Annotated in this window: 23 protein-coding genes; 1 reads left to right on the plus strand and 22 read right to left on the minus strand. The window is 68.5% G+C overall.

The window, feature by feature from the left end:
- Nucleotides 1–8: 8 nt before the first annotated feature.
- The 18 genes from rplR to rpsJ form a co-directional block, all read right to left on the minus strand.
- Nucleotides 9–392: a 50S ribosomal protein L18 gene (gene rplR, locus IAG44_RS15850; protein ID WP_010354226.1), complete on the minus strand. Its 384-nt coding sequence runs from the start codon at nucleotides 390–392 to the stop codon at nucleotides 9–11.
- 3 nt (nucleotides 393–395) lie between these two features.
- Nucleotides 396–935: a 50S ribosomal protein L6 gene (rplF, locus tag IAG44_RS15855; protein WP_187747761.1), complete on the minus strand. Its 540-nt coding sequence runs from the start codon at nucleotides 933–935 to the stop codon at nucleotides 396–398.
- Nucleotides 936–959: 24 nt separating this feature from the next.
- Entirely contained in the window at nucleotides 960–1,358 is a 399-nt protein-coding gene (rpsH, locus tag IAG44_RS15860; RefSeq protein WP_030788259.1) for a 30S ribosomal protein S8, read from the minus strand.
- A 214-nt stretch (nucleotides 1,359–1,572) separates the two neighbouring features.
- Complete coding sequence (locus tag IAG44_RS15865; RefSeq protein WP_003956452.1) at nucleotides 1,573–1,758, minus strand: type Z 30S ribosomal protein S14; 186 nt, start codon at nucleotides 1,756–1,758, stop codon at nucleotides 1,573–1,575.
- Nucleotides 1,759–1,763: 5 nt separating this feature from the next.
- The gene (rplE, locus tag IAG44_RS15870; protein WP_055718835.1) at nucleotides 1,764–2,321 is read right to left on the minus strand and encodes a 50S ribosomal protein L5; all 558 of its coding nucleotides are present in this window, start codon (nucleotides 2,319–2,321) and stop codon (nucleotides 1,764–1,766) included.
- On the minus strand, nucleotides 2,321–2,644 hold the full coding sequence (rplX, locus tag IAG44_RS15875; protein ID WP_093546083.1) for a 50S ribosomal protein L24: 324 nt from the start codon (nucleotides 2,642–2,644) through the stop codon (nucleotides 2,321–2,323). The genes rplE and rplX overlap by 1 nt, the downstream gene beginning before the upstream one ends.
- 2 nt (nucleotides 2,645–2,646) lie before the next feature.
- A complete protein-coding gene (rplN, locus tag IAG44_RS15880; RefSeq protein ID WP_055718836.1) occupies nucleotides 2,647–3,015 on the minus strand; it encodes a 50S ribosomal protein L14 in 369 nt (122 codons plus the stop codon).
- 105 nt (nucleotides 3,016–3,120) lie between these two features.
- Nucleotides 3,121–3,408 (minus strand): 30S ribosomal protein S17, encoded by a 288-nt coding sequence (gene rpsQ, locus IAG44_RS15885; RefSeq protein ID WP_003992363.1) that lies wholly within the window; start codon nucleotides 3,406–3,408, stop codon nucleotides 3,121–3,123.
- Complete coding sequence (gene rpmC, locus IAG44_RS15890; protein ID WP_003974259.1) at nucleotides 3,408–3,632, minus strand: 50S ribosomal protein L29; 225 nt, start codon at nucleotides 3,630–3,632, stop codon at nucleotides 3,408–3,410. Before rpmC ends, rpsQ begins: the two co-directional genes overlap by 1 nt.
- Entirely contained in the window at nucleotides 3,632–4,051 is a 420-nt protein-coding gene (gene rplP, locus IAG44_RS15895) for a 50S ribosomal protein L16 (RefSeq protein WP_010354233.1), read from the minus strand. Before rplP ends, rpmC begins: the two co-directional genes overlap by 1 nt.
- 5 nt (nucleotides 4,052–4,056) lie before the next feature.
- Nucleotides 4,057–4,881, minus strand: a complete 825-nt coding sequence (rpsC, locus tag IAG44_RS15900) for a 30S ribosomal protein S3 (RefSeq protein ID WP_187747762.1) — start codon at nucleotides 4,879–4,881, stop codon at nucleotides 4,057–4,059.
- Complete coding sequence (rplV, locus tag IAG44_RS15905; protein ID WP_187747763.1) at nucleotides 4,881–5,228, minus strand: 50S ribosomal protein L22; 348 nt, start codon at nucleotides 5,226–5,228, stop codon at nucleotides 4,881–4,883. The genes rpsC and rplV overlap by 1 nt, the downstream gene beginning before the upstream one ends.
- Nucleotides 5,229–5,271: 43 nt before the next feature.
- Nucleotides 5,272–5,553: a 30S ribosomal protein S19 gene (rpsS, locus tag IAG44_RS15910; protein ID WP_187747764.1), complete on the minus strand. Its 282-nt coding sequence runs from the start codon at nucleotides 5,551–5,553 to the stop codon at nucleotides 5,272–5,274.
- Nucleotides 5,554–5,565: 12 nt separating this feature from the next.
- Entirely contained in the window at nucleotides 5,566–6,402 is an 837-nt protein-coding gene (gene rplB / locus IAG44_RS15915) for a 50S ribosomal protein L2 (protein WP_030788280.1), read from the minus strand.
- A gap of 40 nt (nucleotides 6,403–6,442) precedes the next feature.
- On the minus strand, nucleotides 6,443–6,862 hold the full coding sequence (gene rplW / locus IAG44_RS15920) for a 50S ribosomal protein L23 (protein WP_187747765.1): 420 nt from the start codon (nucleotides 6,860–6,862) through the stop codon (nucleotides 6,443–6,445).
- Complete coding sequence (rplD, locus tag IAG44_RS15925; protein WP_187747766.1) at nucleotides 6,862–7,518, minus strand: 50S ribosomal protein L4; 657 nt, start codon at nucleotides 7,516–7,518, stop codon at nucleotides 6,862–6,864. The genes rplW and rplD overlap by 1 nt, the downstream gene beginning before the upstream one ends.
- Nucleotides 7,519–7,525: 7 nt before the next feature.
- The gene (gene rplC, locus IAG44_RS15930; protein WP_187747767.1) at nucleotides 7,526–8,170 is read right to left on the minus strand and encodes a 50S ribosomal protein L3; all 645 of its coding nucleotides are present in this window, start codon (nucleotides 8,168–8,170) and stop codon (nucleotides 7,526–7,528) included.
- A 17-nt stretch (nucleotides 8,171–8,187) separates the two neighbouring features.
- Complete coding sequence (rpsJ, locus tag IAG44_RS15935; RefSeq protein WP_003948644.1) at nucleotides 8,188–8,496, minus strand: 30S ribosomal protein S10; 309 nt, start codon at nucleotides 8,494–8,496, stop codon at nucleotides 8,188–8,190.
- 453 nt (nucleotides 8,497–8,949) lie between these two features.
- Here rpsJ and IAG44_RS15940 point away from each other — a divergent pair, with 453 nt between their 5' ends.
- Nucleotides 8,950–9,837 (plus strand): aldo/keto reductase, encoded by an 888-nt coding sequence (locus tag IAG44_RS15940; RefSeq protein ID WP_187747768.1) that lies wholly within the window; start codon nucleotides 8,950–8,952, stop codon nucleotides 9,835–9,837.
- Nucleotides 9,838–9,897: 60 nt separating this feature from the next.
- Here the strand turns inward: IAG44_RS15940 and IAG44_RS15945 are convergent, their stop codons facing one another.
- From IAG44_RS15945 to desII, 4 genes are all read right to left on the minus strand, one after another.
- Nucleotides 9,898–12,354 (minus strand): beta-glucosidase family protein, encoded by a 2,457-nt coding sequence (locus IAG44_RS15945; protein WP_246561761.1) that lies wholly within the window; start codon nucleotides 12,352–12,354, stop codon nucleotides 9,898–9,900.
- Nucleotides 12,355–12,416: 62 nt separating this feature from the next.
- On the minus strand, nucleotides 12,417–13,637 hold the full coding sequence (locus IAG44_RS15950) for a cytochrome P450 (RefSeq protein WP_246561763.1): 1,221 nt from the start codon (nucleotides 13,635–13,637) through the stop codon (nucleotides 12,417–12,419).
- Nucleotides 13,638–13,678: 41 nt separating this feature from the next.
- On the minus strand, nucleotides 13,679–14,893 hold the full coding sequence (locus IAG44_RS15955; RefSeq protein ID WP_246561766.1) for a cytochrome P450: 1,215 nt from the start codon (nucleotides 14,891–14,893) through the stop codon (nucleotides 13,679–13,681).
- A 75-nt stretch (nucleotides 14,894–14,968) separates the two neighbouring features.
- The gene (desII, locus tag IAG44_RS15960) at nucleotides 14,969–16,432 is read right to left on the minus strand and encodes a dTDP-4-amino-4,6-dideoxy-D-glucose ammonia-lyase (RefSeq protein WP_187747770.1); all 1,464 of its coding nucleotides are present in this window, start codon (nucleotides 16,430–16,432) and stop codon (nucleotides 14,969–14,971) included.
- Nucleotides 16,433–16,457 lie beyond the last annotated feature (25 nt).

The raw sequence follows: 16,457 nt of genomic DNA on the forward strand, positions 1-16,457 counted from the left end.
CGAGCGGCTCAGAACTTGAGCCCGGCTTCGCGGGCGGCGTCCGCCAGGGCGGCGATGCGCCCGGCGTACTGGTTGCCACCACGGTCGAACACCACGGCCTCGACACCGGCGGCCTTGGCACGCTCGGCGACCAGGGCCCCGACCTGCTTGGCCTGCGCGGACTTGTCGCCCTCGCCACCGCGGATCGAGGTGTCCAGGGTGGACGCCGACGCAAGGGTGTGACCCTTGAGGTCGTCGATCACCTGGGCCACGATGTGGCGGTTGGAGCGGGTAACGACCAGACGGGGACGCTCTTCCGTACCGTTGATCCGCTTGCGGATGCGCAGGTGACGGCGCTTGATCGCGGCGCGCTTGTAGGCGTCGCCCTTCAGGATCTTCTGTCCGTATGCCATGGCTTACTTACCCGCCTTTCCGACCTTGCGGCGGATGACTTCGCCCTCGTACTTGACGCCCTTGGCCTTGTACGGGTCGGGCTTGCGCAGCTTGCGGATGTTGGCCGCAACCTCGCCGACCTTCTGCTTGTCGATGCCCTCGACCTGGAACCGGGTCGGGTTCTCCACCTTGAAGGTGATGCCCTCGGGGGCCTCGACCACGATCGGGTGGCTGTAACCGAGAGCGAACTCCAGGTTGGCGCCCTTGGCGGCGACACGGTAACCGACACCGCTGATTTCGAGCTTCTTCACGTAACCCTGGGTCACGCCGGTGATCATGTTCGCCACCAGCGTGCGGGACAGGCCGTGCAGGGCCTTGCTCTGACGCTCGTCGTTGGGGCGGGTGACGTTGAGAACGCCGTCCTCACCCTTGGCGATGTCGATCGGAGCAGCGACGGTGTGGGTCAGCTCGCCCTTGGGGCCCTTGACCTTCACCGTGCGGCCGTCGATGGTGACGTCCACGCCGGCGGGAACCGCGATGGGGAGCTTGCCGATTCGCGACATAGCTGTTTCCTCCGTTCCCTTCTGCTACCAGACGTAGGCGAGGACTTCCCCACCCACGCCCTTCTTGCCGGCCTGCTTGTCGGTGAGGAGCCCGTGCGACGTGGAGATGATCGCCACGCCGAGGCCGCCCAGCACCTTCGGCAGGGAGGTGGACTTCGCGTACACCCGGAGACCGGGCTTGGAGATCCGCTTGATGCCCGCGATGGAGCGCTCACGGTTCGGGCCGAACTTCAGCTCGAGGGTGAGGTTCTTGCCGACCTCGGCGTCCTCGACCTTCCAGCCCGTGATGAAGCCCTCCTGCTGGAGGATCTCCGCGATGTGCGACTTGATCTTGGACGCCGGCATCGTCACGGAATCGTGGTACGCCGAGTTCGCGTTCCGCAGACGCGTCAGCATGTCTGCGATCGGATCAGTCATGGTCATGAATTGGCCTTCGGCCTCTCTCGCCGTGGTTTCCGGTTGCGCCATCCCTCTCCCCGATCCGAGACGGGGCGGGTGCGGCGCGGTGGACCTACGGCGTAGTAAGTCGTACGGGCGACCGTCAGGCGCCCAACCCTCCCAGCCTACGCCATGAAGGGGAGGGCGCCTGACACGCCCAGTGCTTACCGAGAGCTTCGGGAATCCCTAAAAGGCGGGATTACCAGGAGCTCTTGGTCACGCCCGGCAGCTCGCCACGGTGAGCCATCTCACGAAGGCACACGCGGCACAGGCCGAACTTGCGGTAGACGGAGTGCGGACGGCCGCAGCGCTGGCAGCGGGTGTACGCGCGCACACCGAACTTGGGCTTGCGAGCAGCCTTAGCGATCAGAGCCTTCTTCGCCATCTCGCTCACGCCTCCTTGAACGGGAAGCCGAGGTGACGAAGGAGCGCGCGGCCCTCAGCGTCGTTGGTCGCCGTGGTGACCACGGTGATGTCCATACCCCGGACGCGGTCGATCTTGTCCTGGTCGATCTCGTGGAACATGACCTGCTCCGTGAGACCGAAGGTGTAGTTGCCACGGCCGTCGAACTGCTTGGGGGACAGACCACGGAAGTCGCGGATGCGCGGGAGCGCGAGCGACAGGGTGCGGTCCAGGAACTCCCACATGCGGTCGCCACGGAGCGTGACGTGGGCACCGATCGGCTGGCCCTCACGCAGCTTGAACTGCGCGATGGACTTACGGGCCTTGGTGACCTGCGGCTTCTGGCCGGTGATCGTGGAGAGGTCGCGGATGGCGCCCTCGATCAGCTTGGAGTCGCGGGCGGCGTCGCCCACACCCATGTTGACCACGATCTTGACGAGGCCGGGGATCTGCATGACGTTCTCGTACTTGAACTCGTCCTGCAGCTTGCCCGCGATCTCCTCGCGGTACTTCGTCTTGAGACGCGGAGTCGTGGTGGTAGCCATCAGATGTCCTCACCCGTCCGCTTGGCAACGCGGATCTTGTTGCCCTCGTCGTCGAAGCGGTAACCGACACGCGTGACGACCTTCTTGCCGTCCTTCTCCACGACCAGCTGGACGTTGGAGACGTGGATCGGGGCCTCGGTCGTGACGATGCCGCCGGCCTGGGAACCGCTGGCGGTCGGGCCGGCCTTGGTGTGCTTCTTGACCCGGTTGACACCCTCGACCAGGACACGGTCCTCGCGGGGGAAGGCCGCGATGACCTTGCCCTGCTTGCCCTTGTCCTTACCGGTGATGACCTGGACCAGGTCGCCCTTCTTGATCTTCATGCTTACAGCACCTCCGGCGCGAGCGAGATGATCTTCATGAACTTCTTCTCGCGCAGCTCACGGCCGACGGGGCCGAAGATACGGGTGCCGCGAGGGTCGCCGTCGTTCTTCAGAATGACGGCGGCGTTCTCGTCGAAGCGGATGTACGAGCCGTCCGGACGACGACGCTCCTTGACGGTGCGCACGACGACCGCCTTGACGACGTCGCCCTTCTTCACGTTGCCGCCCGGGATCGCGTCCTTGACGGTGGCAACGATGACGTCACCGATGCCCGCGTAGCGGCGACCGGAGCCACCGAGCACACGGATGCAAAGAATTTCCTTCGCACCCGTGTTGTCGGCGACGCGCAGTCGCGACTCCTGCTGGATCACGTCTATCTCCTGTGTGTCTGCCGGTTCCCGGCAGGGGTCCCAGGAAGGGAACCCCTGCCGAGCCTGGCGGAACTGTCCTGCGAGGGATGCCCCGCAGGAGGGTGCTTACTTGGCCTTTTCGAGGATCTCGACGACGCGCCAGCGCTTCGTCGCGGACAGCGGCCGGGTCTCCATGAGGAGGACACGGTCGCCGACGCCAGCGGCGTTCTGCTCGTCGTGGGCCTTGAGCTTGTTGGTACGGCGGATGACCTTGCCGTACAGCGCGTGCTTGACGCGGTCCTCGACGGCGACGACGACGGTCTTGTCCATCTTGTCGCTGACGACGAGACCCTCACGGGTCTTGCGGAAGCCGCGGGCCTCTGCAGTCTGCTCAGTCACGTTGCTCTCACTCATCAGGCGCTCTCCACCGTCTCGATGCCCAGCTCGCGCTCACGCATCAGGGTGTAGATCCGCGCGATGTCCTTACGGACGGCCTTGAGCCGACCGTGGTTTTCGAGCTGACCCGTGGCCGCCTGGAAGCGGAGGTTGAACAGCTCTTCCTTGGCCTCGCGGAGCTTCGCGAGAAGCTCCTCGTTGCCCAGCTCGCGCAGCTCGGACGCCTTGGTACCGGCCGACATCACGCTTCACCTGCCTCGCGCTTGACGATCCGGCACTTCATCGGCAGCTTGTGGGCTGCGCGAGTCAGGGCCTCACGGGCGATCTTCTCGTTGGGGTACGACAGCTCGAACATCACGCGTCCGGGCTTGACGTTGGCGATCCACCACTCCGGGGAACCCTTACCGGAACCCATGCGGGTCTCGGCGGGCTTCTTGGTGAGGGGACGGTCCGGGTAGATGTTGATCCAGACCTTGCCGCCACGCTTGATGTGACGCGTCATGGCGATACGAGCGGCCTCGATCTGACGGTTCGTCACGTACGCCGGGGTGAGGGCCTGGATGCCGTACTCGCCGAACGACACCTGCGTGCCGCCCTTGGCAGCGCCGTCCCGCTTGGGGTGGTGCTGCTTGCGGTGCTTGACCCTACGGGGGATCAGCATGTCGGTCAGGCCTCCGTTCCGGTGCTCTCGGCCGGAGCGGCGGCGGGCGCCTCGGCCACGGGGGCCTCGGAACCGGCAGCCTGCTGCGGCTTGCGACCGCGCCGCTCGCCACCGCGGCCACCACGGGCCGGGCGGTCGTTCGCGCCACCGCGAGCCGGGCGGTTGCCCGCGCGGGCGGCGGCGTTCTCGGCACGGACCTCGGCGATGTTCTTGACGTCGCCCTTGTAGATCCAGACCTTCACGCCGATGCGGCCGAAGGTCGTCTTGGCCTCGAAGAAGCCGTAGTCCACGTTCGCGCGGAGCGTGTGCAGGGGCACACGGCCCTCGCGGTAGAACTCCGAGCGGGACATCTCGGCGCCGCCGAGACGGCCGCCGCACTGGATCTTGATGCCCTTGGCGCCGGCCTTCATCGCGGACTGCATGCTCTTGCGCATGGCGCGACGGAAGGAGACGCGGGAGGACAGCTGCTCGGCGACGGCCTGGGCCACCAGCTGAGCGTCCGTCTCCGGGTTCTTGACCTCGAGGATGTTCAGCTGGACCTGCTTGCCGGTCAGCTTCTCCAGGTCACCGCGGATACGGTCGGCCTCGGCGCCGCGGCGGCCGATGACGATACCGGGACGGGCGGTGTGGATGTCCACGCGGACGCGGTCACGGGTGCGCTCGATCTCGACCTTGGAGATGCCGGCGCGCTCCATGCCGGACGTCATCATCCGACGGATGGCGACGTCTTCCTTGACGTAGTCCTTGTAGAGCTTGTCGGCGTACCAGCGGGACTTGAAGTCCGTGGTGACACCGAGCCGGAACCCGTGCGGGTTAACCTTCTGGCCCATTACCGGGTTCCTTCCTTGCTGCTGACGACCACGGTGATGTGGCTGGTCCGCTTGCGGATCCGGTGGGCACGACCCTGACCGCACGGCCTGAACCGCTTCAGCGTCGGGCCCTCGTCGACGTACGCCTCGCTGATGAACAGCAGGGAGGCGTCCGTGTGGTCGTAGTTGTGAGCGGCGTTGGCGATGGCGCTGTCCAGCACCTTGCCGACGGGCTCGGAAGCGGCCTGCGGGGCGAATCGCAGGACCGCCTGAGCCTCCGTGGCGTCCATGCCACGGATAAGGTCCACCACGCGGCGGGCCTTCATGGGCGTGACGCGGATGTACCGCGCCTGGGCCCTGGCTTCCATGGTTGTCCCTCTCAGTTACTTACGTGTCTGATGCGATCCGCGCTTAGCGGCGCTTCGACTTCCGGTCGTCCTTGACGTGACCCCGGAAGGTGCGCGTCGGCGAGAACTCGCCGAGCTTGTGGCCGACCATCGACTCGGTGACGAACACCGGGATGTGGGTCTTGCCGTTGTGCACCGCGATCGTGTGGCCCAGCATGCTGGGGACGATCATCGAGCGACGGGACCAGGTCTTGATGACGTTCTTGGAACCGGCTTCGTTCTGGGCGTCCACCTTCTTGATCAGGTGGTCGTCGACGAAGGGCCCCTTCTTGAGACTGCGCGGCATCTAAACCCGCTCCTAGCGCTTCTTGTTCGTCTTGCGGCGGCGGACGATGTACTTGTTCGACGCCTTCTTGGGCGAACGAGTACGACCTTCCTTCTGACCCCACGGGCTGACCGGGTGGCGACCACCGGAGGTCTTGCCCTCACCACCACCGTGCGGGTGGTCGACCGGGTTCATCGCCACACCACGCACGGTCGGGCGGACGCCCAACCAGCGCTTACGGCCGGCCTTGCCCCAGTTGATGTTCGACTGCTCGGCGTTGCCGACCTCGCCGACCGTGGCGCGGCAGCGCTGGTCGACCAGGCGGATCTCCCCGGACGGCATGCGCAGGTGGGCCATCGAGCCCTCCTTCGCGAGCAGCTGCACGGAGGCACCGGCGGAGCGGGCGAACTTGGCGCCGCCACCGGGACGGAGCTCGATCGCGTGGATCGTGGTACCGACCGGGATGTTGCGCAGCGCCAGGTTGTTGCCCGGCTTGATGTCGGCCCCGGGACCGTTCTCGACGCGGTCACCCTGCTGCAGGTTGCGCGGGGCGAGGATGTAGCGCTTCTCGCCGTCCGCGTAGTGCAGCAGCGCGATGCGCGCGGTGCGGTTGGGGTCGTACTCGATGTGCGCGACCTTCGCCGGCACGCCGTCCTTGTCGTGGCGACGGAAGTCGATCACGCGGTAGGCGCGCTTGTGGCCGCCACCCTGGTGACGGACGGTCACACGCCCGGAGTTGTTACGACCGCCCTTGCTGTGCAGGGGGCGGACCAGCGACTTCTCCGGCGTGGACCGCGTGACCTCGACGAAGTCGGCGACGCTCGAGCCACGACGGCCCGGCGTAGTCGGCTTGTACTTGCGGATTCCCATTTCTCAGTCCTCGTCCGATATCGGACGATCCGGACCGCCGTCAGGCGGTCGGACCGCCGAAGATGTCGATACGGTCGCCCTCGGCAAGAGTCACGATCGCGCGCTTGCTGTCGGCACGCTTGCCGAAGCCCGTGCGGGTCCGCTTGCGCTTGCCCTGACGGTTGATCGTGTTGACGCCGGTGACCTTGACCGAGAAGACCGCCTGGACGGCCTGCTTGATCTGGGTCTTGTTGGCGCCCGGGTCCACGACGAACGTGTACTTGTTCTCGTCGAGGAGCGCGTAGCTCTTCTCCGACACGACCGGCTTCAGCAGGATGTCACGGGGGTCCGTGTACGACTTGCTGAGCGGGGTGACGACGGTGTTCTTGCCCTCGGTGGCGTGGCGCTTCGCCTTGGCGACGCGCGCGGCCTTGGCGGCCTTGGCAGCCTTCGCGGCGATGGAGGGGTGACGGATGGCCATCAGACCTCAGTCCCTTCGATGTCGTTGGCCTTCGGGCCGGCGACGAAGGACTCCAGCGCGGCCTGGGTGAAGACCACGTCGTCAGAGACGATCACGTCGTACGTGTTCAGCTGGCCCGGCTCCAGGATGTGGACCTGGGGCAGGTTGCGGGCGGACAGCCACGCGGCCTCGTCGGCGCGCTCGACGACCAGGAGCAGGTTCTTGCGCTCCGAGATCTTGCCGAACAGGCTCTTGGCGGCCTTCGTGGACGGGGTCTCGCCCGCGATCACGCCGGTGACGACGTGGATGCGGTTGTGGCGGGCCCGGTCGGTGAGGGCGTGGCGCAGGGCCGCGGCCTTCATCTTCTTGGGCGTGCGCTGCGAGTAGTCGCGCGGCTGGGGGCCGTGCACGACGCCACCGCCGGCGAACTGGGGCGCGCGGGTCGAGCCCTGACGGGCGCGGCCGGTGCCCTTCTGGCGGTAGGGCTTCTTGCCACCACCGCGGACTTCGCCACGGGTCTTGGTCTTGTGCGTGCCCTGGCGGGCAGCGGCGTTCTGCGCGACGACGACCTGGTGGATCAGCGGGATGCTGACCTTCTCCACGCCGAAGATCTCCGCGGGGAGCTCGACGCTACCGGTCTTCTCGCCGGCAGGCGAAAGGATGTCAACAGTGCTCATCGGTACCTCAGGCCCCCTTGGCCGCGGTGCGGACCAGGACGAGGCCGCCGTTCGGACCGGGGACAGCGCCCTTGATGAGCAGCAGACCCTTCTCCGCGTCAACGGCGTGGACGGTCAGGTTCTGGGTGGTGACACGCTCGTTGCCCATGCGACCCGCCATGCGGAGGCCCTTGAACACACGGCCCGGGGTGGCGCAGCCACCGATGGAACCGGGCGAGCGGTGCTTACGGTTCGTACCGTGCGAGCTGCCGAGGCCCTTGAAGTTGTGACGCTTCATGACACCGGCGAAGCCCTTGCCCTTGCTCTTGCCGGTGACGTCGACCTTCACGCCCGCCTCGAAGACCTCAGCGGAGATCTCCTGGCCCAGCGTGTACTCGGAGGCGTCCGCGGTGCGGATCTCGACGAGGTGGCGTCGGGGCGTGACGTCGGCCTTGGCGAAGTGGCCCTTGAGGGGCTTGTTCACCTTGCGCGGGTCGATCTCGCCGAAGGCGATCTGGACCGACTCGTAGCCGTCGACGTCGTTGGTGCGGACCTGGGTGACGACGTTGGGGCCGGCCTTGACGACGGTGACCGGAACAACACGGTTGTTCTCGTCCCACACCTGCGTCATGCCGAGCTTCTCGCCCAGGATGCCCTTGATCTGCTTAGCCATTCTCAGATCACCGTTCCCTAGAGCTTGATCTCGATGTCGACACCGGCCGGGAGGTCGAGTCGCATCAGAGAGTCAACGGTCTTGGGCGTGGGGTCGAGGATGTCGATCAGGCGCTTGTGCGTGCGCATCTCGAAGTGCTCGCGCGAGTCCTTGTACTTGTGCGGCGACTTGATGACGCAGTACACGTTCTTCTCAGTGGGCAGCGGCACCGGGCCCGCGACCGACGCACCAGTGCGGGTCACCGTCTCGACGATCTTCTTCGCCGAGGAGTCGATGACCTCGTGGTCGTAGGCCTTGAGCCGGATGCGGATCTTCTGTCCCGCCATGGCTACTCAGTAGTCCTGTTCTCTGCTTACGCTCCGGGCCCGACGTCTTTCCTGTGCCCCACTCTCCGACCCACGCGGTCGGGCGTGTCACACCCTCGCCGACAAAAAGGTTCCCTAGAGGAACCATCCTGTTCACGAGGATTTCCGCCGAGCCCTGGCCGGTACCGCGCCGCGCTTCCCGAAAGATTCCCGTACGTCCGCCCCAGCGCTGCCCCCAGGGGCAGTTAAGGCGACGAGTACTGTGGGACTCGCTTCCGGTCCTCCCGGCGGGAGGCGCACAGCATCAACACTCGACCGAGCAACCCCGCTAGTCTGCCATACGAGGTAGGCGCTCCGCCAATCGAGCCGGAGAGGATACCCCGAGGGTGACGCAGGTCAAACGCGACCGTAAGCACACACGACGAGACCCGTGATCGTTGGACTGCCGTAACCTCCGGCTCCGATAATTCCCGGATGGGAATCACGCGGGACGACCGAACGACGCACCGGAATCGGACCACCTTCGCGCTCGGTGGCGACCTTCCCGTCCACCGGCTGGGGTTCGGCGCCCTGCGGCTGACCGGCCCGGACTACTGGGGCCCGCCGCACGACCGGGACAAGGCCCTCGAGATAGCCAGGCTGGCCGTGGACCTCGGGGTGTCCTTCATCGACACGGCCGACTCCTACGGCCTGGGAAGCAGCGAGGAAGTGCTCGCCGAGGCGCTGCGCCCCTACCCGGACGACCTGGTGATCGCGACCAAGGCGGGCCAGTGCCGGCCGCGCCCCGACCAGTGGGTGCCGCTGGGCCGTCCCGAGTACCTGCGCCAGCAGGCCGAGCTGAGCCTGCGCCGGCTCGGGCTCGACCGGATCGACCTCTTCCAGTTGCACCGGATCGACCCGAAGGTGCCGGCGGCCGAGCAGTTCGGCGCGCTCGCCGAGTTGCAGAGCGAGGGCAAGATCCGGCACATCGGGCTGTCCAAGGTGACCGTCGAGGAGCTGGAGGAGGCCCGCGAGCAGATCACCGTGGCCAGCGTGCAGAACCTCTACAACCTGACCGACCGGCACACCGACGACGTCCTGGACCACTGCACGGAGCACGGGATCGCGTTCGTCGCGTGGCTGCCGATCGCCCGCGGTGAGCTGTCGGCCGAGGGGAGTCCGGTGGCCGCCATCGCCACCGAGCTGGGCGCCACCCCGTCCCAGGTGGCGCTGGCGTGGCTGCTGCACCGTTCCCCGGTGGTGATCCCCATTCCGGGCACCAGCTCGGCGACGCACCTGAAGGAGAACATGGCGGCGTCGGAGATCGTGTTCAGCGAGGACCAGTTGGCGCGGCTCGACGCGCTCGGACGGCCGCTCGGATGACGAAGAGCCCCGGGGAGGCGCCGTCGCGCTTCCCCGGGGCTCCCAGGTTCGGGCCGCCGGTCAGGAGGCGGGCACCACGACCCGCGTCTCCAGCGGGAGGTTCACCGACGACGAGCCGATGTGGACCGACCTGGCGCCGGAGCCGGTGGACCAGCCGTGGGTGGTGCTGTTCCAGTACTTCAGCTGCTGTCCGTCGATGTGGACCGTCACCCGGCGGCTCTGGCCCGGGGCCAGTTCGACCTTGGTGTACCCGGCGAGCGCCTTGTCCGCCTGCGGGGCCCGCACGTCGGGGCTGGCGCCCAGGTACACCTGCGCGACCTCCTTGCCGGCGCGCTGACCGGTGTTGGTCAGGGTGAAGGCGACGTCGTAGCCGTCACCGGCCGGGGTCACCGACGGGTCCCGGTAGGCGAAGGACGTGTAGGACAGGCCGTAGCCGAACGGGAACAGCGGGCGCACCTTGTTCTTGTCGTACCAGCGGTAGCCGACGTAGATGCCCTCGGAGTAGGTCTGTTCGCCGTTCACCCCCGGGTAGCGCTGAGGGTCGCCCGCGACCGGGGTGCTGTCGATGGAGGCCGGGAACGTCTGGGTGAGCCTGCCGCTGGGGTTGGCGTCACCGAAGAGCAGCGACGTCGTCGCCTCCGCGCCGGACTGGCCCGGGTACCACATGTCGAGGACCGCGGCGGTGGAGTCGAGCCAGGGCATCGTCAGCGACGATCCGGTGTTGAGGACGACCACCGTGTTCGGGTTGGCCTGCGCGACCCGGGAGATCAGCTGCTCCTGGCGGCCGGGCAGGGCCAGCGAGGTGCGGTCGGCGCCCTCGGCCCCGTCGTCGTAGGCGAACACGACGGCGGTGCGGGCCGCCTTGGCGGCGGTGACCGCCTGGTCGATGGCGGCCTCGGCGGCCTGCGGCGTCACCCAGCTCAGGTCGAGGGTGAGCGGCTTGGTGCCGGTGGTCTGGCCGGTGATGGACAGCTTGTGCTGCCCGGCCGTGAGGCGCAGCGGCACGCTGCTGACCTTGCCGTACGCGACCCCGGCCGGGATCGCGGGCGCCCCGTCGAGCTGCACGGACGCGGCGCCGCCGGTCACGCGGACGGCGAGCCGGTAGTCGCCGTCCTCGGGCACGGTGAGGACGCCGTTGTAGATGCTGCCGATCGTGCCGGGCTCCAGTACCTCGCCGCCCGCGAAGGCGGGGGTGAGGGCGTCGGCCGGGAGGGGGCTGCCGACCAGTTCCTCGCCGGTGGAGTAGGTCACCGTGCTGTCGGCGCCGGCGCGGGCGCGGATGGTGTCGAGCGGGGCGGCGGCCGAGTCGGGCACCACGTGGGCGCTGCCGAGGCCGGCGACCTTCGGTTCCTTGGCCGTGGGGCCGATCACCGCGATGCTCTTCGCGGCGGCACCGGTCAGCGGCAGTGCCTGGTCCTGGTTGCGCAGCAGGACCGCGCCCTGCTCGGCGACCCGCTGGGCGACCTGCGCCGCGCCCGCGATGTCGCGTGCGGGGCGTGCGGGCGGGTTGGCGCCCACCAGGCCGAACCGCTGGAGCTGGGTGACGATCCGGCTCACCGCGGTGTCCAGGGCGGCCACCGGGATGCGGCCCTCCTGGACCGCCGCCTTCAGCGGCTCGCCGAAGTACTTGCCGCCGGGGATCGAGCCGTTGACGCTGTCGGCCCAGTCGATCCCGAGTTCCTGGTCCAGGCCCTTGGTGAGCGAGTCGGTGCTGTGGGTCGCCATCCAGTCCGACATCACCCAGCCGCCGAAGTCCCACTGGGTCCGCAGGACGTCGTTGAGGAGTTCCGCGTTGCCGCAGGACGGGGTGCCGTTGACCTTGTTGTAGGCGCACATGAAGGAGCTGACGCCGGCCTTGGCCGCGCTGCGGAACGCCGGCAGCTCGATCTCGTGGAGCGTCTGCTCGTCGACGTTGACGTCGATGTTCTCCCGGTTGTTCTCCTGGTTGTTCTCCGCGAAGTGCTTGGCGGTGGCCATCAGGCCCTGGCCCTGGATGCCCTGGATCTCGGCGGCGGCGGTGCGGGCGGAGACCAGCGGGTCCTCGCTGAACGTCTCGTAGTTCCGGCCGGCCTGCGGGACCCGGATGATGTTCATCATGGGGCCCATGACCAGGTCCTGGCCCAGTGCACGGCCGTCGCGGCCCATGGTCGCGCCGTAGGACTTCGCCAGCTCGTCGTCGAAGCTGGAGGCCAGCGCGACGGGGGCGGGCAGGGCCGCGGCCGTGCCCTCGTTGAGGCGGATGCCGGCCGGGCCGTCGGCGGCCCTGATCTCGGGGATGCCGAGCCGGGGGACGCCCGGCAGGTAGCCGACGCTGAACGGGCCGGAGAGGGTCACCGTCCAGTGCACGAAGGACAGCTTCTCGTCCAGGGTCATCTGGGCGACCAGCGGGTTCAGCGCCTGGTCGGTCCCGGCTCGTTCGTCCGCGGCGGCCACCCCGCCGGTCAACAGCGTGGTGGCCGCGAGGAGGCCCAGCAGCCGGGTCGCCACCGACCGGCTTCCGGCGACTTGTAGGGGCACGGCGTGCTCTTCCGTTCTGTAGGTCTGTGGAGGCTCTGTATCGGTGGGGGCGGTGGACGCGGTCAGGGGCGGGTGAAGGTGACCGGCAGCCCGTAGAGGCCGAAGAGCGTCGCGTCGTGCTTGAAGGGCAGGTCGTCCAGTTCGGCGGCGGGGACGACGTCGGGGATCCGGTCGAACAGCGTGCGGAACGCGATCTCCAGCTCCGCCTTGGCCAGGTGCTGGCCGATGCACTGGTGCGGGCCGTAGCCGAAGGCGAGGTGGTGGCGTTCCGTGCGGTGGATGTCGAACTCGTCCGGGTTCTCGAAGTGCTCGTCCCGGTTGGCCGAGGCGGCGAGGCCGATCACGCTGTCGCCCGCCTTGATGAGGGTGCCGTCGATCTCGATGTCCTCCTTGGCGGCCCGGCGCAGCCAGTCCGCGCTGGAGTGGTAGCGCAGGAGTTCGTCGACGGCGGCGGACCACAGCTCGGGGTCGGCCTTCAGCTCGGCCACCACGTCCGGGCGGCGCATCAGCGTCAGGGCGCCGAGGCCGATCATGTTGGCGCTCGTCTCGTGCCCGACGATGAGCAGCAGCACGGAGGTGTTGACCAGTTCCTCGTGGGTCAGCGCGCCGGAGCGCAGCTGGTCGACGACCAGGCGGCTGATGATGCCCTCGTCGGGCTCTGCCTCCTTCGCCCGGACCAGCTTGTCCAGGTACTGGTAGAGGTCCATGAACGCGGCCATGGTCTCCTCGGCGGTGCTGCTCTGGATCGCCACCGCGGACCGGCTGTGGAAGAACTCCCGGTCGTCGTAGGGGACGCCGAGCAGTTCGCAGATCACCGCGGTCGCCAGCGGCATCGCCAGCGCCTCGACCAGGTCGACGGGGCCTTCGGTGGCCGCGATCCGGTCCAGCAGCTCGTCGGCGGTCCGCTGGATCGCCGGGCGCATCGACTGCACGCGCTTGACGGTGAAGTACGAGGTCAGCATCCGGCGGTACACGCCGTGCTCCGGCGGGTCCATCCCGACGAACGTGCGGAAGTTCGTGCTCTGGCCGTCCTCGCTCGCGGCGAGCGTGGCCAGCCGGGGCGGCTCGGAGCTGATCCTCGGGTCCTGGAGGAGCTTGCGCACCGTGTCGTAGCGGGTGACCAGCCAGGTCTCCTTGCCGTTCCACAAGGTGGCCTTGACCAGCGGTCCCTGGGCGCGCAGCTCGGTGTACCGCTCCGGCGGGGAGAACGGGCACGTGCGTGCCATCGGGAAGGCGGGCAACTCCTGCGCCTGCACAGGCGGGGAGTCGGGTGTCTGCGTCACGATTCCTGCTCCTTACTCACTGCTCATCGACTGCTCATGTGCTACTCACCGGCTGCTCCGGCGGGCACCGGCTGCTTCGACCAGGACACGGGCAGCGCGTACACGCCGTACATGACCCGGTCGTCGAGGGTTTTGACGGACTCCGGCGACACCGCGAGGCGGAGGTCCGGGAAGCGCCGGAACAGCTCCCGGTAGCCGACCCGCAGCACGAGCCTGGCCAGTTGCTGGCCGAGGCAGAGGTGCGGTCCGTGGCCGAACGCCAGGTGCGAGGGGCGCTCGCGGGTGACGTCCAGCCGGTCGGGGTCGGTGTAGTAGCGCGGGTCCCGGTTGGCGGCGGCGAGCGCGCCCACCACGATCTCGCCCTTGCGGACCAGCTTGCCGCCGAGTTCGAGGTCTTCCTTGGCGCCCCGGATCGTGCCGAGGTGCACCGTGGTCAGGTAGCGCAGCAGCTCTTCCACCAGGTTGTCCTGGGCCGCCTGGTCGTCGCCGCGCAGGGGCTCCAGCTGGTCGGGGTTCAGCAGCAGCGCCAGGGTGCCGAGGCCGAGCATGTTGGCGGTGGCGTCGTAGCCGGCGAGCAGCAACAGCACCGCCATCCCGACGACTTCCTCGTCGGTGAGCCCGTTGTCCCCGGTGACCAGGCCGCTGATGATGTCGTCGGCGGGCTGGGCGCTCTTGGCCCGCACCACGTCCAGCAGGTAGCTGTAGAGGCCGCCGGCCACGACGGCGATCTCCGTGGTGGGCAGCTCGGCGCTCATGATGACCTCGGAGACCTCTTGGAGGTATTCCCGGTCGTCGTAGGAGACGCCGAGGAGTTCGCAGATGACCAGGGCGGCGACCGGGTGCGCGAACTCCTTGACGAGGTCGACGTTCTCGCCGGCCTGTTCCATCGCGTCGAGGCGGCCCTTGGTGATCTCCTCGATGCGCGGCGTCAGTTGGCGCATGCGGCGGACGGTGAACAGTCCCGTGAGCATCCGCCGGTAGTGGGCGTGCTCGGGGCCGTCCAGGGAGGTGAAGGTGCCGGGCGGGAGTTCGCCGCGCTCCTCCGGCGGGGTCGCCCGGACCGGCGAGGAGTGCCGGGCGAGGTAGGTGCTGAACCGGGGGTCGGACAGCACCGCCCGGACGTCCTCCTGCCGGGTCGCCAGCCAGCCCAGCGTGCCGTCGGGGAAGCTGAGCCGGGTCATCGGGTCCGTCTCCCGCAGCCGCTTGTACTCCGCCGGCGGGTCGAAGAGGTGGGTCCGTTCCGTCGGCAGAGTCATGGGGCATCGGTTGTCGGCCATGATCTGAACCTTTGTGTGAGGGGATGGTGTGGGGGGGATGTGGGGGTGTGGGGGTCAGCGCAGGAAGCCGCGGACGTCCGCCCAGCCGGCGGCCACGTCCGCCGTCATCTGGTTGAGGCGGGCGTTGATCACCTGGTCGTAGCCGTCCAGGAAGTACTCGTCGCCGGGCATCGGCTCGACCGCGCGGCGTTCGGTGACGAACCGTTCGACGACCTCGGCCAGGCTGGTGTCGGGGGTGACCCGGCCGGCGATGTAGCGGTCGGCGCCCTTCAGGTCGGGGAAGCCGGCCTCGCGGTAGAGGTAGACGTCGCCCAGCAGGTCGACCTGGACGGCGACCTGCGGGTGCGCGGTGGGGCGCATGGTCTCCGGGCGGATCCGCAGCAGCTCCGCGTCGACGCCCATCCGCTGGCTCTCCAGCGCGTAGCCGTAGTCGACGTACAGCGTCGGGGTGAGGGCGCGGACCTTCTCGTCGAAGGCGGCCAGCGCCTCCTGCATCTGGGCGCGTTCCGCCGCCGGGAGTTTGCCGTCGGGGCGTCCGCTGTAGTCCTCGCGCAGTGTCAGGAACTCCAGCGGCCGGTCGGGGGCGGCGGCGTTCAGCTCGGCGATGTGGTCGACGAGGTCGAGGAGCCGGTGGGCGCGGCCGGGCAGGATGATGTAGCTGAAGCCGAGGCGGGGCGCGTCCGGTCGTTCCTGGCGCAGTTCCTGGAACCGCAGCAGGTTCTTCTTGACCCGGCTGAAGGCGGCCCGCTTGGTCGTGGTCGCCTGGTACTCCTCGTCGTTGAGGCCGTACAGCGAGGTGCGGATCGCGTGGACGTCCCAGATGCCGGGCTGGCGGGCCAGGGTCTGCTCGGTGAGCGCGAACGAGTTGGTGTAGAGGGTGAGTTTCAGTCCGCGCCGGGCCGCGCGGGTGATCAGTTCGCCGAGGCCCGGGTTGGTCAGCGGTTCGAGGCCGCCGGACAGGTACATCAGCTGGGGGTTGTCGAGGGGGACCTCGTCGATGATCGAGGCGAACATCTCGTTGCCGCCGGCCACCGAGGACGCCTCGTACTTCGCGCCGGTCACCCGGACGCAGAAGTGGCAGCGGAACATGCAGGTCGGCCCGGGGTAGAGGCCCACGCTGTTGGGGAACGCCGGTTTTCCGTTCAGCGCGGCGTCGAGCGCACCGGTGCGCTCGACGGGCAGGACGGTGTTGGTCCAGTACTTGCCGGCCGGGCCCCGCTCCACCGCCGTGCGCAGTTGCGGGATGCGCCCGAACGCGTCGAGGAGCCTGCGGAACTCCGGGCGCTCGACGCCGAGCCCGTGCCGGGCCGCTTCCAGGGGGGTGAAGGGTTCGGTGCTGTAGGTGCGGGCCAGCGAGACCAGGTGTGCCGCGAGCCGTTCGGCGTCGGCTTCGCCGGCCCCGGCCGCTTCGCCGACCAGGGGCCGCAGCGCCGCGATCGCCGCCGCGGGGTCGGCGCCCGGCAGGGTGCACAGCTCGATGACGTTCGGCTCGGATTGCAGTTCCACCGCGCTGCTCATGGCTTCAGATGCCTCTCGTCGGTGC

It is taken from the genome of Streptomyces roseirectus (genome assembly GCF_014489635.1).
Lineage (GTDB): Bacteria > Actinomycetota > Actinomycetes > Streptomycetales > Streptomycetaceae > Streptomyces > Streptomyces roseirectus.